This window comes from Streptomyces sp. 549 (assembly GCF_030124175.1).
GTDB lineage: Bacteria > Actinomycetota > Actinomycetes > Streptomycetales > Streptomycetaceae > Streptomyces.
In genome coordinates, this window is the sequence record NZ_JASKMT010000003.1 from 108,893 (window position 1) to 129,637 (window position 20,745).

Consider the following 20,745-nt stretch of genomic DNA (forward strand, 5'->3'; position numbering starts at 1 on the left):
ACTGATCAAGGAAAGTTAAGCCACTCAGGGGAAAATTTTACTGACGGCTCGTGCATAGCCGCATACTCGATTGGGTATGGCATGACGCCCACTACGTCGCCGGTCGGGCCCCCACTCGCGCCAGGCGATGCACGTCGCGGGCCGTTCCGGTCACCCCGGCGAGAAAGCTCTGCGCCCTGGGAGACGCGTGTGACGTGAGCCATGCGGGATCCACATCACACACCGCCACCTTGACCTCGGTACCTACCAGGGCCAGCGGCAGCGTGTGCACCACCGTGGACGGGAAGCTGAGGATGGTACGGCCGATCGGCCCCCGCCGCGCCACGAGCTCCAGCGGCAGGTCGGGACGGACGATCTCCAGCCCGGCGGCCACGGAGACCCGGTGCAGCTTGTCGGGGCTCTCCCGGCGGTGCGCGAAGTAGCGGGTGGCGCCGTGCCGGGCGGCCAGCGCCACGACGGCCTCCAGGTAGCGGTCCGCGTCCACCACGCCGGTCTCCACCAGCGAGGTGCCGACGAGGTCGGTGCCGCGGGTCAGCCGGGGCGGGCCGAAGCGGGCCCGCGTCCAGGCGAAGGTGTTGGCGGTGACGGCCACCTGCCCGGGGGCCTCGACCGGCATGGCGCTGAAGACCTCCACCGGCCGTGCGCCCCCGGCGGTCAGGCGGCGGCGGGCGGCGGCCGAGACCGGCGCGAAGGCCAGCGCGCGGGCGCCGCCCGCGCCCTTGCGGTGCCAGCGCACCAGGTGCCGGTCGCCCTGCGCGAGCTGGTTGACGAACTCCATGGTCGCCGTGCCGTCGTCCACCACCGTCACCGCGACGTCCGGGTCGGACATGGCCAGCAGCAGCTGGACGTAGCGGGAGAAGGGGTCGCCGATGACGATGCGCGCGGCCCGGCGCAGCGGCCGGACCAGTGCCGACACCGTCCTCAGCGGCGCCAGCGCGCCGCCGCGGGCCTGCGCCCACTCCACGCGGTGGCCCTCGTCCCGGGCCAGCTGCGCCATCCGGCGCAGCTGGCCGCGGGTCATCGGGTCGTGCGGCGGCAGCACGACCACGGTCAGCGGCGGCCCGGGGCGGGCCGCGGGGCCCGCCTCCGTGTGGACCGAGGGACCCGCCCCGGGGCCCGGCTGCCGCTTCCCGGCCGGCTGCCCGCCGTGCTGGAGATGCGACCACTCCAGCACGTTGAGCAGCTGCACCGGGCTCTCCACGAAGGCGAGCACGCCCCCGGCGCGGACGCGGTCAGGCGCGTCCGCGGCCGGGGAACCGCCCCGCCCGGTGACGTCAGACCTGCGCCGGCTCACGGGCGTCCGTCTCGGAGGCGGCCTTCTCGGCGTTCCCGGCGTTCTCCGCCACGACGCCCTGGAAGCGGCGCAGCTTCTTCATCGGGCCCAGCTCGCTCTCGTACACCTTCTTGACGCCGTCACCGAGCGACGCCTCGATGGTGCGGATGTCGCGGACCAGGCGCTGCAGGCCGCCCGGCTCGACGGAGGCGGCCTGGTCCGAGCCCCACATGGCGCGGTCCAGGGTGATGTGGCGCTCCACGAACGCGGCGCCGAGCGCGACGGCGGCGAGCGTGGTCTGCAGGCCGGTCTCGTGGCCGGAGTAGCCGATGGGCACGTTGGGGTACTCGGCCTGGAGCGTGTTGATCACCCGCAGGTTCAGCTCCTCGGCCTTCGCCGGGTAGGTGGACGTGGCGTGGCAGAGCAGGATGTTGTCGCTGCCCAGCACCTCCACCGCGTGCCGGATCTGCTTCGGTGTGGACATGCCGGTGGACAGGATCACGGTGCGGCCGGTGGCGCGCAGCGAGCGCAGCAGCTCGTCGTCGGTGAGCGACGCGGAGGCCACCTTGTGCGCGGGCACGTCGAACTTCTCCAGGAAGGCGACGGCCTCGGTGTCCCACGGGGAGGCGAACCAGTCGATGCCGCGCTTGCGGCAGTGCTCGTCGATGGCCCGGTACTCGTCCTCGCCGAACTCGACGCGGTGGCGGTAGTCGATGTAGGTCATCCGGCCCCAGGGGGTGTCGCGCTCGATGTCCCACTGGTCGCGCGGGGTGCAGATCTCCGGGGTGCGCTTCTGGAACTTGACCGCGTCGCAGCCGGCGTCGGCGGCGGCGTCGATCAGCGCGAAGGCGTTGTCCAGCTCGCCGTTGTGGTTGATGCCGATCTCACCGGTGACGTAGACCGGGTGGCCGGGGCCCGCGGTCTTCGAGCCGAGGGTGCGCAGACGGTTGCCGGCGGGAGTTGCAGACATGGTGGGTGGTTCCTTAACTCTCGAGAGTGGGGCCGAGAATCCACGAGGCGATCTCGCGGATCGCGCCGAAGCCTCCGGGGACGGAGGTGACCGCGCGGGCTGCGCCGCGTACGACGTCGTGGGCGCCGGCCACGGCGACCGGCCAGCCGACCAGGCCGAAGCACGGCAGGTCGTTGACGTCGTTGCCGACGTAGAGCACGCGCTCCGGCGCGATGCCCTGCTCCTCGCACCACTGCTTCAGTGCGAGGTCCTTCCGGTCGATGCCGTGCAGCACGGGGACCTGGAGCTTCCTGGCCCGTGCGGCGACGACCGGGTTCTGTTCCGTGGACAGGACCAGCAGCTTCAGCTCCGCCCGGCGGAGCGCGGCGATGCCGAGTCCGTCGCCGCGGTGCACGGCGACGAGTTCCCGTCCTTCGGAGTCGACGAGCACCCGGTCGTCGGTCTGGGTGCCGTCGAAGTCGAGTACCACCGCGTCGATGTCGGCGCGGCCCGGCAGGGCGGGCGCGCGGCGGGCGTCGAGCAGCGGGGCCAGGGCGCGGGCCCTGGCGAGTTCGTGCGGGTCGTCGATCTCCAGGACCCGCGCGGGGTCGGTGCGCACCGGCTGGGTGCGGCCGAAGAACCGGTGCCCGGCCGTGCGGAACCCGTCGGCCCGCATGGCGTATGCGGCGCCGGTCTCCAGCAGGTCCTGGGGGCGGTCCTGGCGGCGGGGGCGGAAGGACTTGTCGTGGTTGACGCCGTAGCCGCCGTCCTGCGCGTCGCCGCTCTCCCCGGCGGTCCCGTCTTCGCCGGTGCCGCTGCCGTCGCGCCACAGGAAGCCGTGGAAGGGGGCCACCGTGAGCGAGCTGTCGGCGCCGTCCTCCAGGACGGCCGCGGCCACCGCGGCCACGTCCTCCCGGTCCAGGAACGGGCTGGTGCACTGGACGAGCAGCACCACGTCGGCGTCGGTGCCGTGCCGCTCGCGGTGCGTGTCCATCGCGTGCAGCACCGCCGCCTCGCTGGTGGCGGTGTCACCGGCGATGGCCGGGGGCCGCTCGACGACCCCGGCGCCCGCGCCGCTGGCGGCGGCGGCGATCGCCGGGTCGTCGGTGGAGACGACGACGTCGGTGACGTGCCGGGCGGCCAGGCACTCGCGGACGGCCCGCACGACCAGCGGCACACCGCCGACGGGTGCCAGGTTCTTCGCGGGCACGCCCTTGGAGCCGCCCCTTGCGGGGATCACGGCGAGGACGGTGGCGGGCACGGGGGCTCCTTGCTGGTCGCTTCGGTCGTGCTGCGTGCTGCGGTTGTGGTGTGTGCCGGGGTTGTGGCGTGCACCGGTGTCGGGGCGTGCGCCGGGGGCGGGACCGGCGCCGGCCGCGGCGGGGGGTGTCACAGCTGCCCCATGCGGCGGATGACGGGCGCGACGCGCTGCACGCCGTGCCGGTAGGCGCCGCGGGCGGCGCGGCGCACGGCGTTCCGCGCGGCGCGGCGCACCGCCGAGACGGGCCGCGTGTCGGCGGTGGAACCGGCCCGCGGGGTGCCGTCGGGACCGAGGCCGTGCCGGGCGAGCACACCCGGCAGGTAGCCGGGTGCGGTGGTCGCGGTGTAGTAGGGCCGCACGGGGGGAAGTTCGGCACGGTCGCACAGTGCGGCGAGCCGCTTCCCGGCGGCGTCGAAGACCGCCTCCCGGGGCCCGGTGGAGGTGACGCCCTGGTGCGCGGTCCAGTCCGCGTCGGCCCGGGGCAGCAGGCCCGCGTCGAGCTGGTCCCAGGAGGCCAGGCAGCCGGAACCCAGGAAGTGGTGGTTGCCCAGCTCCTCGCGGACACCCAGGTCGGTCAGCACGGCGGTGGGGATCTGCCGGTGCAGGGACTCCAGGGCGGCGGTCGAGCTGACCGTCACCAGCAGGTCGGTGCGGTCCAGTACCTCGCCCATGTGCCCGTACGTCAGGCGGCAGTTGGCGGGCAGGCCGCCGGGCAGCCGGTTCGCCAGCCGCTGGTAGGGCTGCTCCTCGATGTGGGTGGTCTGCTCGCCCGGCTTGCTGCGCAGCTTCACCAGCACCTCGCGGTCCGGGTGCGCGGCGGCGTGCTCGGCGGCGCGGCGCAGCAGGTACAGCCGGTGGGCGCGACTCGCCGGCACCGACGGCTGCACGGCGAAGGTGACGGTGAACGGCCGCTCGCCGGAGGGCTGGTAGGGGGCGCCGTCGAGGAACGGCAGCGCGCACTCCACCACCGGCTCGGTGCCGGCGCCCACTCCGGCGTAGACGGCGCGGAACCGCTCGGCGTCGTAGGCGGAGTTGGCCAGGACGAGGTCCGCGCCGTTGCGCAGCAGCAGCCCGTCGGCGAGCTTCTCGTAGACGACGCCCACGTACCCCGTGACCAGCACGGGCCGCGGGCCACCGGCCGCGTCCGCCCAGCGCCGGCCGACGCCGTGCAGCATCGCCTGCACGGTGCCGCCCACGCAGGACAGCACCACCGCGTCGTAGGGCCGCCGCCCGGCGGGCACCGCGCCGTCACCCTGCGGCGACGGACCGACCGCGTCGAGGAACTCGGCGGCGGTGACCTCGCGCAGGGAGGCGGCGTCCACGCCGACCTCGGCGAGCTGCCGTGCGGTCGGGGTGGCCCTGCCGTTGAGCAGCAGGCCGTCGATCACCGCGCCGGGTGCGAGGCGGTGCGCGGTGAGCGCACCCCACTTCCAGCGGGTGTCTGAGTCGGCGAGGACGGCGACACGAAGCGGTCGGTCACCGGTCTCGGGAGCGGTACGAGTGGGCACGTCGACGACGCTAGGAAGCAAGAGGGCTGAGCGGCCCAACGCGAATACAACAAACGGTTAACAGCACACCGACTTACGGCCAACCGCCTTTTGAGGCAAGGCCATTCACCGCGAATACATACGGAGTTCACGTAACGGCCGGGCGGCGGTAAAGACGTCCGCCGGGTGGACGTCTAACGTCACCCGCGTGGTTAAGCTCTCGGTCATCGTGCCGTTCTACGACGTGCGGCCCTACGCGCCGGACGCACTGCGCAGCCTGCGCGCCAACGCCCGCCCCGGCTACGAGTTCCTGCTGGTCGACGACTGCTCGACGGACGGCACGGCGGAACTGCTGGAACGGGCCGCCGAGGAGATCCCCGGCGCCCGGCTGCTGCGGCACGAGCAGAACGCCGGAATTTCCGCCGCCCGGAATACCGGCCTGTCGGCGGCGCGCGGGGAATACGTCACCTTTCTCGACGGCGACGACTGGCTCGCCCCCGGCCACTATCCGGAACTGGTGTCCGCGATCGAGGAACTCGGCTGCGACTTCCTGCGCACCGACCACGTGCGCGCCACGGGGACGAAGCGCACCGTGCGCCGTGTGCCGCACGGGCGGCGCGGCGTGGTGCTCGACCCGCGCGCGGCGATCCTGCCGACCGGCCGGACCACGTGCGTCGACTACTCCTACGCCTGGGCGGGCGTCTACCACCGCCGCCTGCTGGAACAGGGCCTGCTGCACTTCCACCCGGGGCTGCGCACCGCGGAGGAGCGGCCGTGGATCTGGCGGCTGCACCGGGAGGCGGCCTCGTTCGCCGTGGTCGGGCTGCTGGGCGTCTTCTACCGGCGCGGCGTCACCTCGTCGCTGACGCAGATCGGCGACGCCCGCCAGCTCGACTTCGTCCGCGCCTTCGACCTGCTGGTCGAGGAGACCTCACGCGACCCCGAGGCCGCGGCGCTGCTGCCGAAGGCGGTGCGGACGTACTGCGCGGTCATCCACCACCACCTCGTCAACGACCGCTACGACGCGGCCATGGCCCGCCGCGTGCGGACCGCGGGCGCCGCCGCGCTGCGGCGCCTGCCCGCCGCCCTCGTCACGGAGGCGCTGGACACCATGGACGCCCACCGCTCGGTTCGGCTGCGCCGCCTGCGCCACCGCCCGTCCCTGGCAGCGCGCCCGTCACCGCCCGCCGCAGGTGTGGCCGGGCGGCCACCCGCGGACGCCACCGCAGCCGGCCCCCGCACGGCGAACGCTGCGGAGGCGGACCGGTGACCGCCTCCCGCCACCTGGCCCCGACGCGCCTGTTCGTCGCCACCAGCGCCCTGGAGGCCGCCGTGCACGCGGCGGCACTGCACGCCGGGCTGTTCCCGGGCCCGGCCCGGAACCTGCTCGTCACCGCCGACACCTCACCCGTGCCGGAGGTGTCATGGACCGCCACCGGCCCGCTGCCGACCGACCCCCGCTTCGACGGCGTCCTGTCCTGGAACGCCGCCGTGCACCCGCGCCACCCCGCGTCCTGGCAACCGCGGGAGTCGGACGAGCCGCTGTGGGAGCGCCTGCTGCGGCAGTGGTGGCAACTGGGCGACGGTCCTGTTGAGTTGGTCGCGGCCGATCCGGAACACGCGCTGGCCCAGGTCTTCGCCGACTCCCCCGTCGACGTCTGCGTCGGCAGCACCGCCGCCTACCTGCCGTCCGCCGCCGCGCCGGACACCCGCACCGGCACCCGCGTCGGCCGGCTGCTCCACCTCGACCTGCTGCCGGGCGTGACGCCGCTGCTGCTGGACGAGTTCGGCGTGCCCGCCCGGACCGTCCCCGCCGACGCGCTGCGCGCCGTGCTCGCCGACCACCCGGCGCCGTCCCCGCTGGCCGGCTCGCCCGGCTCCCCGACTCCCGGCTCCCCGACTCCCGGCTCCCCGACTCCCGGCTCCCCGACTCCCGATTCCCCACCCCGCGGGACGGCGCTGCTGCTCGCCGGGCCCGACAAGCGGTCCGCCGCGCGCACCCTGAGCGCCGCCGCGGACCTGGGCCACCACGACGCCACCGTGCAACTCGACGCCGCCCGGCTGCTGCGCAGCGGCCCGGCCTGGCGGGAGCAGGCGGAAGCGGCAGGCGTGCGCCTGCACGTCCTGCCCGCCGCCGAACCCGCCGCCCTAGGCTGCCGTCTGCTGCGCCCGGCAGCGGTGATCGGCGAGGCGTCCCCGGAACTGCTCCTGGCGCACGCGGTCTTCGACGTGCCCGCGCACCGCGTGGGCAGTGTGCGCGCCACCGCGGGCGGCAGCCCGGAACGGGCGGCGCTCGCCGTGGTGGCGGACGCGCTGTGGCCGTCCGGCGACCGCCCGGCCGCGAGCCCGTCGGAGCTGGCCGGGCGCCTGCGCGCCCTGGCCTACCTGCGTCGGCCCGCCGCCCTGCCGGAGCTGCGCGGCGACGCCCTCCGTCACCTCGACGACCTGCCGCCCGCGCTTGTCCCCCGCCGCACCCGGGCGGCCCTGGGCCTGCCCGGCGGCCTCCCCGCCCCCTTCACCACTGCGGCGCGCACCCCTGTGGCCCGCCGCACCGTCCGCCGCCTCCGCGCACTCCGCCCGCCGGCGGAGTGACGGGACCGCCGACTGGCCGGGCGTCTGCTGAGCGCGCACTCCAACGGGACAGCGGGACAGCGGATCAGCGGGTCACTGTGCGCCGAGGTCGGCGCCGAGGTCGGCGGCGAGGGCTTCGGCCTGCTTGCGGTCCTGGTAGCCGGTGAACTGGAGTTCGCCGTTCTTGATCGTCTCGTTCACCTGGGGGGCCATCAGCAGACGGTCCGCGCCCAGCAGTACGGCGACCCGGTTGGCAGGGGCCTGGTTCTTGGCGAGCCGGGCGGTGAAGTCGGCGAACGAGGTGGCGTCGGCCTCGGTCAGTGAGACCTGCACGGTCCAGCCGATGCCGGACGCCGTGCCGTCGGCGGTCTCGACCGTCCGCGTCCGGGACACGGTGAGGGCGGGGTCGGCCAGCGTGAGGCAGCCGTCGCCGCCCGCGACCTCGACGGTCGCCTTGCCGTCGGCGGAGGCGCCTTCGGGGCACTTGCTCTCCGTCACCGCGTCCACCTGATGGAACGTCAGTTTCTCGGCGAGCGGCCCGCCGGTCGCCTCGGCGCCCTTCGCGGAGTCCGCGCCGGCGTCCTTCTCCCCGCCGCCGCAGGCCGTGGCGGTGAGCGCGAGCAGGGCCGCGCCGATCACGAGGCGTCCGCGCACGCTGTGCAGAATGTTGGTCATGCGCGGATTGTTCCACTCGTCCACACCGAACCGGCCCCGTTCCGCGCCGGGTCACCGGGGAGAGTTCGCACACGAACCTGTGTCCCAGCCCTGCGTACCGCCGCCCCCGTGCCGCCGGCAGGAGTGACGCAGGCGTTCAGCTCCCGCGAGACGCCTCGGCCCCGGGCAGGACGCCAAGGGCCCGCTCGGTCAGCGTGGGCGGTTCCGCCTCGACGGAGAGTGTGACGCCGCGCTCGTCGTCCCCCAGCGGCTCCAGCGCCGCGAACTGCGAGTCGAGCAGGTCCGGCGGCATGAAGTGGCCGGTGCGGCCGTGGAGCCGGGCGGCGATCAACGACCGGTCGCCTGCCAGGTGCACGAAGAACACGTTGGGCGCGACGGCCCGCAGTCGGTCCCGGTAGGCGCGCTTCAGCGCCGAGCAGCTGACCACCCCGCCCAGGCCGTCCCGGGACCGGGCCCAGGCTCCGACGGCGTCGAGCCACGGCCGACGGTCGTCGTCGTCCAGCGCGACACCGACCGACATCTTCGCGATGTTGGCCGGCGGGTGGAAGTCGTCGGCCTCCGCGTAGGGCACGTCCAGCCGGGCCGCCAGCAGGCTGCCGAACGTCGTCTTGCCCGTTCCGGACACGCCCATGACCACGACGGTGTCGGGAGCCTGCATTCCTGACCTCACTCTTCACTCTTCCCTTCGGTGTCCGCCGCTGCTGCTCGCCCTGCCACCTGTCCGTCGCCGTCGGCGGCACGGCTGCGGTGCGGGTACCCGTTCCAGCCGGGTCTGCCCCTGCTCCGGCCCTCCTGCGCGGCGGCGGGGGTCGGCTGTCGAGGAGTGGGCCGGGCCACAGGAGGGAACCGATTGGGGGCGGATCGCGTCTCGTGAGCCAGACGGCGTGGAGTGTGCACGGGTCCGTCGGTGGGGTGATCCGGTACACGATCAGGAGCGGGGGTTCGGTGATGACCTGGGGAACACGCAGGCCGGCACGGACGCTGGGTGCCCTGGCGTCGGTGGCCGCCCTGGCCCTGACGGTCGGGTGCGAGGCCCGTGCGGTGGAGGGGGCCGGCACGGATCCCGGGCCGCAGCGACCCTCCGAGGCCGGGTCGCACCTGTCGGTCGACACCGGCTGGGACGACCCGAAGCCCGACACCGACGCCGAGCGCAGGGCCCCGTCCCAACCCGAGCCCGCCTCCGGGTCCCGTACGCCGGCGCCTGCGGACGCCAAGCCCGGCGGCGACTCCCCGCGCCCGCACACACCGGCGCCCGCCGCGTCCGCACCGGCCAAGCCTTCCCCGGCCGCACCTGCGACGACGGCGCCGCCGCCCGACCCGTCGGCGCCCGTACTGGCTGAGGGGGCGCAGGGGTCGGCCGTGCGTGAGGTGCAGGCCCGGTTGTTGCAGCTGCGGTTGTTCGAACGCAACCCGACCGGCTACTACGGCACGATCACCTCGACCGCCGTGCGCTCCTTCCAGGGGTCCCGCGGTCTGGCGGCAAGCGGCACGACGGACGCGGCGACCTGGCGGACCCTGCGGGCCCAGACGCGGAAGCCGACGGCGATGGAACTGGACCCGCCGACGAGCCTGCCGCTGGCCGTCCCCGATCCGCGGTGCACGACCGGGCGGGCGCTGTGCGTCAGCAAGAAGAGCCGCACACTGGCCTGGATGGTGAACGGCCGGGTCGTCTCGGCGATGGACGTCCGGTTCGGCACGGAGTACACGCCGACCCGGGAGGGCACCTTCAAGGTCGACTTCAAGAGCCGCGACCACCACTCGACGCTGTACGACACCCCGATGCCGTACGCCATGTTCTTCAGCGGCGGGCAGGCCGTCCACTACTCGGCGGACTTCGCCGCCGCCGGCTACAACGGCGGTTCGCACGGCTGCGTCAACGTGCGGGACAAGGAGAAGGTCGCGAAGCTCTTCGACGCGGTCAAGCCGGGCGACAAGGTGATCGTCTACAGCTGACAAGCGGAGAGGGAGGAAGAGGCGCGGGCGGGATCGGGGGAACGAATCCCGCCCGCGCCATCGCGCGGCCCCGTAGGTACGGGGGGAACCCCGGGTGCCGCGCTCGCCGATGACCAGTCGGCTCACTCTGTACTGCGCCGGACGGCGAAAAAGTGTCACACCTGCGCCGCACGGGTGCCCGAACGGGCGTCAGCGCCGGTCGCAGGAGCGTGTCACGGGCGCGCGTCGGAGCACGGCGGCGGGCGGTCGGTGCGGGGTGCCGGCGCGTCGGCGGGCGGGGAGGGCGGTCGGACGGGCCACACCGCCGGGGCTCCAGCGTTCACGCCCTCCGCAGCAGCGGCGGGCCTGGGACAGGAACGGGCCTACGGCAGGGTGACGGGCGTTGCGTCGGGTTCGGGGCTCGCTGCCGAGGCGGTGTCGCCGGGCTCTTCGACGACCTCGTCGCCGCCTTCGTCGCCTCCCTCGTCACCGCCCTCGCTCCCGCCGCCGGGCCCCTGACCGCCGGGGTTACCGCCACCGCCGGAACCGCCGCTGCCACCGGAACCGCCGCCCGGGCCGGAACCGCCCCCGTTCCCACCGGAGCCGTTCCCACCACCGCCGTTGCCGTTCCCGCCGGAGCCGTTGCCGCCGCTGCCGTTCCCGCCACCGTTGGAGCCGCCGCCACCCGAACCGCCGGAGCCACTACCACCCGAGCCGCTACCCCCAGAGCCGCTACCGCCGGAGCCGCTGCCGGGCGCACCCTGGCACAGTTCGGTGGCCCTGGCCGGGCCGCCGGCCGCGAGTTCCAGTTCGCGGCGGTCGACGGCGGACAGCTCGGCGGCGAGGTAGGCATCGCACACCGACGCGGCCACCGCCCGGTCGGGGTGCGCGGGGCCGTACGCACGGAACGGGTTCAGCGGCAGTCGTACGGGAGCGTCGCGGCTGCCCTCGGTGCCGTCCGTGCGGCTGCGGCCGTCGTCGGGGCCGCCGCCCGCACCGGCCTGGGTGTCGCCGGACCGCAGCGGCGCCGGGGCGCCGGGAGAAGAGGTGTCGCCCCGGGCCGGGCCGGAGCCCGGCGAGGCGGAGCCGCCGGGCCAACCGCCCGGGTGGTCGGAGTCGCCCGGTACCGGGCCGGTGCTGGCGCCGCCGTCGAAGGGGGTGGGGAACACGCCGGTGGTCGCGGCGAACGCGACGCCGCCCAGGGTGAAACCGGCGACGGCCACGGCGAGGCCGGCCCGCAGCGGGCGTCCGGAGAGGCCGGCGGTGCGCATCCGGCGGGACGCCCGGGCGGGCAGTCCACCGCTGGTCGCGGATGTGCCGCGGGCGGCCCGGAAAGCGGCGAGCGCCGCCGTCTCGCCGGGCAGTTCGGTGTCACGGGGCAGTTCGGGCGGCTGTGCGAGTGCGTGCAGGGCGGTGGCCAGACGCGCGGCGTCCGGGTCGGCTGCGGGGTCGACGGGCCCGCCGCTCAGCAGGCGCTCCGCGGCTTCCTCGTCGAGCCAGCCGTACCGCTCGTCGGACATCACGTTTCTCTCAGCGTTCGCGCGGCCCTTTCCGTCACACCTCGCGCGCCGTTCGGGCGCTGATCTGGAATGGCCTCGTCCGGCCCGTCGGGCAGCGCGTCGCCGTCCAGCATCTCCGCCAGGCGCCGCAGTCCGCGGTGCGCCGCGGTGCGGACGGCACCGGACCGCTTGCCCAGGACCTGGGCGGCGCTCTTCGCGTCAAGCCCCATCACGACACGCAGCACGACGGCTTCCGCCTGGTCGTCGGGCAGCCGCCCGATGAGCGCCATGGTGCGTCCGGTACCGAGCGCCTCGATCGCCTCGTCGGCGGTGTCCGCGCCCGCGGGCAACCCGGTCAGTTCGCTCTCGTCACCGCCGGTGACGGGGCGGCGGCTGCGGGCCCGGATGTGGTCGAGGGCCCGGTTGCGGGCGATGCGGGCGGTCCAGCCGCGGAACCGGTCGGCGTCGCCGCTGAAACCGGCGAGGTCGCGCGATATCTGGAGCCACGCCTCGGATGCCACGTCCTCCGCGTCGGCCTCCGGCACGAGTGTGCGCACATAGCCCAGCAGCCGCGGCTGGACGGCACGATATACGGCACGGAAGGCGGTTTCGTCGCCCTGCTGTGCCGCACGCACCGCGGCGGTGAGTTCCGCCTCGTCCCCCTGCACGCTGACGTCCTGCCCTACTTTGCGTGGTGGTCCCGGCCACGCCCCTGGCCGGGCGAACCGCTCGGTTCGGTCTGTTCAACCTTCGACCAAACCCTGTTGTGCAGAACGCTACGGCCTTTCCCGCTCTCCCGTCCATGCCGGACCGGTGAGTAGATGTACTTGCATCTGTACTTGCAGGCGAACGTGCACGGGCTCCGGACGTGCTGTGTAACACATTGCGGCCCCTCGGCGCTGAGTGGAGTGCGGACCTGCCTGCGCAGTCCGTACTCGACGACGGCCGGGGTCTCTCCTGTGGGGGGTGGCGACTCCGGCCGTCTTCGGCGTTTCGGGGCCATGCCCCGGCGACTACCCGGTCCGGTCCGCGAGTGCGGTGAAGTCCTCCCAGCTCAGCGGCGGTTTCCCCGGGTCCCACACCTTCTGCGCCAGAGCCCGCAGCGGCATCCGGATACCGTCCGCGACCTGCTGCGGCGTCTGTGCGTCCGCCAGGTCGCACCACACCGCGAACCGCCCGCCGAGCACCCGGTCGGGGCCCGAGACACCCTCCGGCACCGCCTCGGAGCCGCGCAGCACGGCCGGCGTCCACTCCCGGTAGATGCGCTCCCCGGTGGGATAGGTGAACTGCTGCGGCTCACCGAGCACGTAGTAGAGGTACTCGTCGTTGACGTTGACGAGGTTCCACCCTTCGTCCAGATAGGCGAGTGGTTGCCGGGCGCCTATCTCCTTGCCGGTCCAGTACGTCACCTCCCGGCCCGGCGAAGGGCGCACGCTGCCGCCGGCGTGCATGCCGTCGTTCCACACCTGCGGCGTGCGGCCGAGGTCGGCGGCGACGGCCGCCCGGTCGTTGAGCCAGCCGGCCGCCAGGTCCTGCACGGTGGCCTGCGGTCCGTGGCGCTCCCGGGCCGCACGTCGCAGGCCCGGGTAGGACGCTCCGGGGTCGGCAGCGGTCAGCGGCGCGTACTCGTCCCCGCCGAGGTGCAGGTAGGGACCGGGGAACAGCTCCGCGACCTCGCGCAGCAGCGCGTCGACGACCTCGCCCGCCTTCGGGTCCGCGATGTCGACGGCCCCGCGCACCGGCTTGCCGGACGCGTCGCGCAGTTGCAGGTCGGGGTGGGCGTCCAGGACGGCCTGGAGGTGGCCGGGCGAGTCGATCTCCGGGATGACGGTGATGTGCAGGGACGTGGCGAGGTCGACGATCCGCCGCACCTCGCGGCGGGTCAGGTGCGGATCGGACACCACCTCGGGGTGGCTGCGGCTCTCGATGCGGAACGCCTGGTCGTCGGAGAGGTGCAGGTGCAGCTGGTTGAGCTTGAGGTCGGCCATCTCCCGCAGGCGGTCCTCGATCCACTCGGCGCTGAAGTGCTTGCGCGCGACGTCCAGCATCAGGCCGCGCTGCGGCCGGTCCGGCCGGTCCCGCACCTCGCCCTCCGGCATCCGCCCCCGGTCGCGCACGGTCTGCAGCAGGGTGCGCGTGCCGTAGAACACTCCGGCCTCGGCGCTGCCCACGACGGTGACCCGTTCGTCCGCGGTGCGCAGCACGTAGCCCTCCCGGCCGCCCGCCGTGCCCGGCCGCAGTGCCAGCTCCACGTCGCCCGCACGGGCGGGGGCGGCACCGAGCCCGATTCCCAGCTCCCGGGCGAGTGTGCGGGCCTCGTCGACCAGGGGGCCGTCCGGGTCGGTGACCACCCGGCTGCCGTCGGCGGGCTGCCAGCCCGGGCCGCGCCCGGCCGACCACTGCCGCACCGACGGCACGGTCCGGGGCTCGGGTGCCGGTTCGACGCGGAGGGTCGTCCGGGAGGGGGCCGGGGCGGTGGTGCGTCCGGCCGAGGGCCCGGCGGCGTCGCGGGACCCGTCCCCGCCCCGGTCGGTGACGACCACCAGTACCGCGACGACCGCGGCGACGGCGGTGACCAGAGCGATCACGACCGGCGCTAGCCTGGGCGGGCGCCTGTGAGCCATTCGGCCACGGTATTACCCGTTCGAGTGGATCGCGCGTCAGCTCACCCGCGCGGGTGTCCTCCCGCCGGGTGAAAGTTCGCTCGTCCGTCGCGTTCCGTATCCCGCACCTCGCTACGGTGGCTCTTGCTTTTCGCAGCCGCCGCGCACCCCCCGTGACGGACGCTGTGACGGGCGCCCCCACGGACGCCGCCATCCCGTCACAGCCCCGGGCCCCGCGCGGCGCAGGCGGGGTCCGTCCGTCCCGTCCCGTCCCGCTGCCACACCGTCCCGCAACGAGGAGCCCATGGAGCCCACGCGCCTGCCCGCCCCGCGCGCCAGCCTGTCGCCCCTCGACCGGCTGAACGACGCCGACCGGACGGCGGCGGAGGCGGCGCTGCTCGCGTGCTGCGGCAGCCGCCGCTGGGCCTGGCGACTGGCCGGACACCGCCCCTATCCCGACGCCGAGTCCCTGCTGGCGGCGGCCGAGGAGGCCAGCTACGACCTGACCTTCGCGGACCTGGCCGAGGCGCTGGCCGCCGAGTCCGGCCGTCCGCTGCCCGAGTGCGGCGACGCCGCACCGGCCGCGGCCCCCGACGCGCCGGGTGCGCGCGCCGCGCGCACCGCGCTGGAGGCGGCGCGGGCCGCCTACGAGAGCCGCTTCGGGCACGCCTTCGTCATCTGCCTGGACGAGCTGCCGCCGACGCAGCGGCTGGACGGCATGCTGGCCGGCATCCGCACCCGGCTGGGCAACGAGGCCGACGAGGAACGGGCGGTGTCGGCGGACGAACTGCGCCGCCTGGCGCGGGGCCGACTGCTGCGCCTGGTCGTACACGACGTCACGGTCCGTAGCCCTTCCGTGCCTGATTGATCACATCCACGCCCCCAGCGCAAGGTCGGCGACGACTCATCGCTACCATGGCGGCGGCCGGTGGACCGTACCCGGCCGGGCCGACCGACACTGAAGCCGGCAGGCCCCAATCCCCGCTCCCGGAGGGTTTTCCGTGCCGGCTGGAACGCTGTACCGCGGCCGGGAAGGCATGTGGTCATGGGTGGCTCATCGAGTCACCGGCGTCCTCATTTTCTTCTTCCTGTTCGTACATGTCCTGGACACCGCACTCGTCCGCGTCTCCCCCGAGGCGTACGACGAGACCGTGGCCGTCTACAAGACCCCTCTCGTCGCACTGATGGAGTACGGCCTCGTGGCTGCCGTCCTCTTCCACGCGCTCAACGGCCTGCGGGTCGTCGCGGTGGACTTCTGGTCGAAGGGCGCCAAGTACCAGAAGCAGATGCTCTGGACCGCGATGGGCATCTGGGCCGTGCTGATGGCCGGCGCCTTCTGGCCCGTCCTGTCACACGCCTTCCACGAGCTGTTCGGGAGCTGATGACCCATGTCTGTTGAATCCCCGCAGAGTGCGACCCCCTCGGTGGACAACCCCGCACCGCTCATCGAGGCGCCCCGCGCCCGGACCAGCAAGACGCCCAAGGCGACCCGCACGAACTTCGAGCTGTACGGCTGGCTGTTCATGCGCCTGTCCGGCATCCTGCTCGTGGTCCTCGTCCTGGGGCACCTGCTGATCCAGCTGGTGCTGGACGGCGGCGTCAGCAAGATCAGCTTCGCCTTCGTGGCCGGCCGCTGGGCCTCGCCCTTCTGGCAGGCCTGGGACCTGATCATGCTGTGGCTGGCGATGCTGCACGGCGCCAACGGGCTGCGCACCATCATCAACGACTACGCCGAGCGGGACAACACCCGGTTCTGGCTGAAGATGCTGCTGTACACCGCGACGGTGTTCACCGTCCTCCTGGGCACGCTGGTGATCTTCACCTTCGACCCGAACATCCGCTGAGGGCTGAGGTACCGACCCAATGAAGATCCACAAGTACGACACGGTCATCGTCGGTGCCGGCGGTGCCGGCATGCGTGCGGCCATCGAGTCGACGAAGCGCAGCCGCACCGCGGTGCTCACCAAGCTGTACCCCACGCGTTCGCACACCGGCGCCGCCCAGGGCGGCATGGCCGCCGCGCTGGCGAACGTGGAGGAGGACAACTGGGAGTGGCACACCTTCGACACGATCAAGGGCGGCGACTACCTGGTCGACCAGGACGCCGCCGAGATCCTGGCGAAGGAGGCCATCGACGCCGTCCTCGACCTGGAGAAGATGGGTCTGCCGTTCAACCGGACGCCGGACGGCACCATCGACCAGCGCCGCTTCGGCGGGCACTCCCGCAACCACGGTGAGGCGCCGGTCCGCCGGTCCTGCTACGCCGCGGACCGCACCGGCCACATGATCCTCCAGACGCTGTACCAGAACTGCGTCAAGGAGGGCGTGGAGTTCTACAACGAGTTCTACGTCCTGGACGTGCTGCTCAACGAGGTCGACGGGGTCAAGAAGACCGCCGGCGTCGTCGCCTACGAACTCGCCACCGGCGAGATCCACGTCTTCCAGGCGAAGTCCGTGATCTTCGCCTCGGGCGGCAACGGCAAGTTCTTCAAGGTGTCGTCGAACGCGCACACCCTGACCGGTGACGGCCAGGCCGCCGCGTGGCGCCGCGGACTGCCGCTGGAGGACATGGAGTTCTTCCAGTTCCACCCGACCGGCATCTGGCGGATGGGCATCCTGCTCACCGAGGGTGCCCGCGGTGAGGGCGGCATCCTGCGGAACAAGGACGGCGAGCGCTTCATGGAGAAGTACGCGCCGGTCATGAAGGACCTCGCGTCCCGTGACGTCGTCTCGCGGTCGATCTACACCGAGATCCGCGAGGGACGCGGCTGCGGTCCGGAGGGCGACCACGTCTTCCTGGACCTCACCCACCTGCCGCCGGAGCAGCTCGACGCGAAGCTGCCCGACATCACCGAGTTCGCCCGGACCTACCTCGGCATCGAGCCCTACACGGACCCGATCCCGATCCAGCCCACCGCGCACTACGCGATGGGCGGCATCCCGACGAACGTCCAGGGTGAGGTGCTGGCCGACAACACCACGGTCGTGCCGGGCCTGTACGCCGCCGGCGAGGTCGCCTGCGTGTCCGTGCACGGCGCGAACCGGCTGGGCACCAACTCGCTGCTCGACATCAACGTCTTCGGGCGCCGGGCCGGCATCGCCGCCGCCGAGTACGCGTCCACGGCCGACTACGTGGAACTGCCGGAGGACCCGGCGGGCCAGGTCGTCGAGCAGGTGGAGCGGCTGCGCGCCGCCACCGGCAACGAGCGGGTCACCGAGATCCGCAAGGCGCTGCAGGAGACCATGGACAAGAACGTCATGGTCTTCCGCACCGAGCAGACCCTGAAGGAGGCTGTCGAGGATGTCGCCATGCTGCGCAAGCGGTACCTCAACGTCAGCGTCCAGGACAAGGGCAAGCGGTTCAACACCGACCTGCTGGAGGCCATCGAGCTGGGCAACCTGCTCGACCTGGCCGAGGTGACGGCCGTTTCCGCCCTGGCCCGCAAGGAGTCCCGCGGCGGTCACTACCGCGAGGACTACCCGACCCGCGACGACGTCAACTTCATGCGCCACACCATGGCGTACCGCGAGGTCGGCGCCGACGGGACCGAGTCGATCCGGCTGGACTACAAGCCGGTCGTCACGACCCGCTACCAGCCGATGGAGCGTAAGTACTGATGAGCAGCCCCACCCTGGACAAGGTCGAGGACGCGCGGCCCGCGAGCGGCGACGACCTGCCGTACATCACGGCCACCTTCCGCATCCGCCGGTTCAACCCGGAGGTCGCCGCAGAGGCGAGCTGGGAGGACTTCACGGTCGAGATCGACCCGAAGGAGCGTGTCCTCGACGCCCTTCACAAGATCAAGTGGGAGATGGACGGGACCCTGACGTTCCGCCGCTCCTGCGCGCACGGCATCTGCGGGTCCGACGCGATGCGGATCAACGGCCGCAACCGGCTGGCCTGCAAGACGCTGATCAAGGACATCAACCCGGAGAAGCCGATCACCGTGGAGGCCATCAAGGGCCTCACCGTCCTCAAGGACCTCGTGGTCGACATGGAGCCGTTCTTCCAGGCGTACCGGGACGTGATGCCCTTCCTGGTCACGACCGGCAACGAGCCGACCCGGGAGCGCCACCAGACCGCCGAGGACCGCGAGCGGTTCGACGACACCACCAAGTGCATCCTGTGCGCGGCGTGCACGTCGTCCTGCCCGGTGTTCTGGAACGACGGCCAGTACTTCGGCCCGGCGGCCATCGTGGGCGCCCACCGCTTCATCTTCGACTCGCGTGACGAGGCCGGCGAGCAGCGGCTGGAGATCCTGAACGACCGGGACGGCGTGTGGCGTTGCCGCACGACGTTCAACTGCACCGAGGCGTGCCCGCGCGGCATCGAGATCACCAAGGCGATCCAGGAGGTCAAGCGCGCGCTGATCACGCGCCGCTTCTGACCCCCGCGACGCCCGACGTGCGTGTGTCGGCCCCCGTACCCGCTCCGGCGGTGCGGGGGCCTTCGCGTGGGCGGCGGCCCCGGCTGCGACGGCCCCGGCCGCGTCGGCTGCCCCGGCTTCGACCCGGCCCAAACCCGTTGCGTGGTGGAGAAGTTGAACACCTGTCGTCGAGCAGTTGTGCCTTCCTGTGTCACACCGCTACCCAAGTGTCATGTTCACTGCTGAAGCTGGTGCCTCCCCACACAGACCGCCGTCCGCGACCCGGACCGGCGGCCGACACGGAGGTCACCAATGCGTCGGAGTGCCACCAAGACCCTGGCCGCCTCGGGCATCGCACTCACCGCCGTCATCGCGGTCGGCTCCCCGGCAAACGCCGCTCCCGCCGACAAGCCCCAGGTGCTGGCGAGTTGGACCCAGACCAGCCAGGCCAGCTACAACGCCTGGGCCTCAGCCAACGCCAACAAGGCCGCCTGGTCGGCATACGGCTTCGACTGGACCACCGACTACTGCTCCTCCTCGCCTGACAACCCGTTCGGCTTCCCCTTCGCCGCGTCCTGCAACCGGCACGACTTCGGCTACCGCAACTACAAGGCCGCCGGCACCTTCCCGGCGAACAAGAACCGCCTGGACAGCGCCTTCTACGAGGATCTGAAGCGCGTCTGCGCCCGCTACTCCGGCGCCACCAAGTCCTCCTGCGACGGCACCGCCTGGACGTACTACCAGGCGGTGCGCCTGGTCGGCTGACCCTCCCAGCATGATTGCCCCCACACGCTCCCGCCCCGGCCCCGGCCCCGGTGACCGGGGCGGGCGCGGTGCGTCCGCCGTCGGCGGCAGCGCCCAGCGGTGCCTTTTCGGCCAGCTTCTTGACGTGCCCCTGCCCAAAGTGCCCGCTGCCTGTCACCCTGCTGGTCTGCACGTCCCCACCGCTCGTCTGCTCGGGCCGCCGCACCCCGCGGCCCGTCCCCCACCGCCGCGCCCACCGGCGCGGCCACCGCAGAAGGAGTACGCGTGAGACGCACCCCCCGAACCCTGCTGGGCACCCTGCTCGCCACCGGCGCGCTGCTCGCCACCGGCGCCCTCGCCGGCCCGGCCGGAGCCGCTCCCGCCCCCGACACCGTGCACGAGGCCGCCCGCACCGCCGCCGCGCAGGAGCGGGTGCGGGACTTCTGGACCCCGGCCCGCATGCGAGCGGCCACCCCGCTCGACCTGCGCACCGCGTCCCCCAACGCGGCGAAGAGCGCGGCGAAGAGCGAGACGGGGCTCGGCGCACCGCAGACCGTGCGGCCCACCGCACCCGCCGCGAGCAGCCCCCAGGCGGACGTCGGCACGCTCGCCTTCCCGCAGCGCGGAGGACCGTGGACCAGCGGCGGGGACGTCGTCACGACGGCCGGGCGGGTGTTCTTCACCTACGGCGGACGCACCGCGTCCTGCTCCGGCAACGCCGTCACCAGCGCCAACCGCAGCACGGTGATCACCGCCGGGCACTGCGTGAAGATGGACGGCGCCTGGCACACCAACTGGGCCTTCGTACCCGGCTACCGCGACGGCCAGCGCCCCTACGGCACCTGGGCCGCGACCCGCACCCTCGCCACCGCCGCCTGGACGGCCCGCGAGGACATCAACCAGGACGTCGGCGCCGCCGTCGTCGCCCCGCTCGGCGGGCAGCGGCTCACCGACGTCGTCGGCGGGCAGGGGTTGGCGTTCAACACCGGCTACAACCGCGACATGTACGCCTTCGGCTACCCCGCCGCCGCCCCCTACGACGGCGAGCGGTTCATCTACTGCAGCGGCCGGACCTCACGCGACTTCCTGCTCTCCCGCAGCCACGGCATGACCTGCAACATGACCGGCGGCTCCAGCGGGGGCCCGTGGTTCACCGAGTTCAACGAGAGCACCGGACGCGGACTGCTGTCGTCGGTGAACAGCTTCAAGTACAACTTCCTGCCCAACTCGATGTACGGCCCCTACTTCGGACCCGAGGCCCAGACCCTGTACCAGCAGGCCCAGGCCGGCTGACCCCGCCTGGCCCGGAGGCACCGGCCTCCGCAACCCCCGACAGGGTTGCGGAGGCCGGTACTCGGTTCGACCAGGCGCACGGGCAGCCGTC

At 73.3% G+C, this 20,745-nt stretch carries 19 protein-coding genes; 10 read left to right on the forward strand and 9 right to left on the reverse strand.

The features are described from left to right. Positions 1–91: 91 nt before the first annotated feature. The 4 genes from QNO07_RS04615 to QNO07_RS04630 all read right to left on the reverse strand — a co-directional run bounded on the left by QNO07_RS04615 (position 92) and on the right by QNO07_RS04630 (position 4,991). A complete protein-coding gene (locus tag QNO07_RS04615; protein ID WP_502961775.1) occupies positions 92–1,294 on the reverse strand; it encodes a hypothetical protein in 1,203 nt (400 codons plus the stop codon). Continuing rightward, positions 1,275–2,243, reverse strand: a complete 969-nt coding sequence (locus QNO07_RS04620; RefSeq protein WP_283990183.1) for an N-acetylneuraminate synthase family protein — start codon at positions 2,241–2,243, stop codon at positions 1,275–1,277. Before QNO07_RS04620 ends, QNO07_RS04615 begins: the two co-directional genes overlap by 20 nt. Positions 2,244–2,256: 13 nt before the next feature. Beyond that, positions 2,257–3,483 carry a cytidylyltransferase domain-containing protein gene (locus tag QNO07_RS04625; protein WP_283990184.1) on the reverse strand — a complete coding sequence of 409 codons (1,227 nt, stop codon included), beginning with the start codon at positions 3,481–3,483 and terminating at the stop codon, positions 2,257–2,259. A gap of 128 nt (positions 3,484–3,611) precedes the next feature. Beyond that, entirely contained in the window at positions 3,612–4,991 is a 1,380-nt protein-coding gene (locus tag QNO07_RS04630) for a DUF6716 putative glycosyltransferase (RefSeq protein ID WP_283990185.1), read from the reverse strand. 187 nt (positions 4,992–5,178) lie between these two features. On the opposite strand from QNO07_RS04630, the gene QNO07_RS04635 reads away from it, so the two are divergent. Both QNO07_RS04635 and QNO07_RS04640 read left to right on the forward strand, forming a co-directional pair. Further along, on the forward strand, positions 5,179–6,240 hold the full coding sequence (locus tag QNO07_RS04635) for a glycosyltransferase family 2 protein (protein WP_283990187.1): 1,062 nt from the start codon (positions 5,179–5,181) through the stop codon (positions 6,238–6,240). Beyond that, on the forward strand, positions 6,237–7,562 hold the full coding sequence (locus QNO07_RS04640) for a hypothetical protein (RefSeq protein ID WP_283990188.1): 1,326 nt from the start codon (positions 6,237–6,239) through the stop codon (positions 7,560–7,562). The genes QNO07_RS04635 and QNO07_RS04640 overlap by 4 nt, the downstream gene beginning before the upstream one ends. A 72-nt stretch (positions 7,563–7,634) precedes the next feature. Here QNO07_RS04640 and QNO07_RS04645 read toward each other — a convergent pair whose 3' ends face one another. Together QNO07_RS04645 and QNO07_RS04650 are read right to left on the reverse strand one after the other, a co-directional pair. Further along, positions 7,635–8,216 (reverse strand): SecDF P1 head subdomain-containing protein, encoded by a 582-nt coding sequence (locus QNO07_RS04645; RefSeq protein ID WP_283990189.1) that lies wholly within the window; start codon positions 8,214–8,216, stop codon positions 7,635–7,637. 136 nt (positions 8,217–8,352) lie between these two features. Next, positions 8,353–8,874 (reverse strand): gluconokinase, encoded by a 522-nt coding sequence (locus QNO07_RS04650; protein WP_283990190.1) that lies wholly within the window; start codon positions 8,872–8,874, stop codon positions 8,353–8,355. Between the two features lie 290 nt (positions 8,875–9,164). Between QNO07_RS04650 and QNO07_RS04655 the strand changes: the two genes are divergently transcribed. Then, positions 9,165–10,169, forward strand: a complete 1,005-nt coding sequence (locus QNO07_RS04655) for a L,D-transpeptidase family protein (protein WP_283990191.1) — start codon at positions 9,165–9,167, stop codon at positions 10,167–10,169. 362 nt (positions 10,170–10,531) lie between these two features. Here QNO07_RS04655 and QNO07_RS04660 read toward each other — a convergent pair whose 3' ends face one another. The 3 genes from QNO07_RS04660 to QNO07_RS04670 all read right to left on the reverse strand — a co-directional run bounded on the left by QNO07_RS04660 (position 10,532) and on the right by QNO07_RS04670 (position 14,271). Further along, on the reverse strand, positions 10,532–11,668 hold the full coding sequence (locus QNO07_RS04660; RefSeq protein ID WP_283990192.1) for a hypothetical protein: 1,137 nt from the start codon (positions 11,666–11,668) through the stop codon (positions 10,532–10,534). After that, positions 11,668–12,315 carry an RNA polymerase sigma factor gene (locus tag QNO07_RS04665; protein WP_283990194.1) on the reverse strand — a complete coding sequence of 216 codons (648 nt, stop codon included), beginning with the start codon at positions 12,313–12,315 and terminating at the stop codon, positions 11,668–11,670. Before QNO07_RS04665 ends, QNO07_RS04660 begins: the two co-directional genes overlap by 1 nt. A 345-nt stretch (positions 12,316–12,660) precedes the next feature. After that, complete coding sequence (locus QNO07_RS04670) at positions 12,661–14,271, reverse strand: beta-N-acetylhexosaminidase (protein ID WP_283990195.1); 1,611 nt, start codon at positions 14,269–14,271, stop codon at positions 12,661–12,663. 283 nt (positions 14,272–14,554) lie between these two features. Here QNO07_RS04670 and QNO07_RS04675 point away from each other — a divergent pair, with 283 nt between their 5' ends. The 7 genes from QNO07_RS04675 to QNO07_RS04705 all read left to right on the forward strand — a co-directional run bounded on the left by QNO07_RS04675 (position 14,555) and on the right by QNO07_RS04705 (position 20,654). Beyond that, positions 14,555–15,118 (forward strand): 2-oxo-4-hydroxy-4-carboxy-5-ureidoimidazoline decarboxylase, encoded by a 564-nt coding sequence (locus tag QNO07_RS04675; protein ID WP_283990196.1) that lies wholly within the window; start codon positions 14,555–14,557, stop codon positions 15,116–15,118. Between the two features lie 133 nt (positions 15,119–15,251). Next, positions 15,252–15,632 (forward strand): succinate dehydrogenase, cytochrome b556 subunit, encoded by a 381-nt coding sequence (sdhC, locus tag QNO07_RS04680; protein WP_283990197.1) that lies wholly within the window; start codon positions 15,252–15,254, stop codon positions 15,630–15,632. A 6-nt stretch (positions 15,633–15,638) separates the two neighbouring features. Beyond that, a complete protein-coding gene (locus tag QNO07_RS04685; protein WP_283990198.1) occupies positions 15,639–16,094 on the forward strand; it encodes a succinate dehydrogenase hydrophobic membrane anchor subunit in 456 nt (151 codons plus the stop codon). Between the two features lie 19 nt (positions 16,095–16,113). Next, positions 16,114–17,868 carry a succinate dehydrogenase flavoprotein subunit gene (gene sdhA / locus QNO07_RS04690; RefSeq protein WP_283990200.1) on the forward strand — a complete coding sequence of 585 codons (1,755 nt, stop codon included), beginning with the start codon at positions 16,114–16,116 and terminating at the stop codon, positions 17,866–17,868. After that, positions 17,868–18,638 carry a succinate dehydrogenase iron-sulfur subunit gene (locus QNO07_RS04695; RefSeq protein WP_283990202.1) on the forward strand — a complete coding sequence of 257 codons (771 nt, stop codon included), beginning with the start codon at positions 17,868–17,870 and terminating at the stop codon, positions 18,636–18,638. The genes sdhA and QNO07_RS04695 overlap by 1 nt, the downstream gene beginning before the upstream one ends. A 291-nt stretch (positions 18,639–18,929) precedes the next feature. Beyond that, complete coding sequence (locus QNO07_RS04700; RefSeq protein ID WP_283990203.1) at positions 18,930–19,382, forward strand: phospholipase; 453 nt, start codon at positions 18,930–18,932, stop codon at positions 19,380–19,382. Positions 19,383–19,646: 264 nt separating this feature from the next. After that, on the forward strand, positions 19,647–20,654 hold the full coding sequence (locus tag QNO07_RS04705) for a trypsin-like serine peptidase (protein WP_283990204.1): 1,008 nt from the start codon (positions 19,647–19,649) through the stop codon (positions 20,652–20,654). Positions 20,655–20,745: the final 91 nt, after the last annotated feature.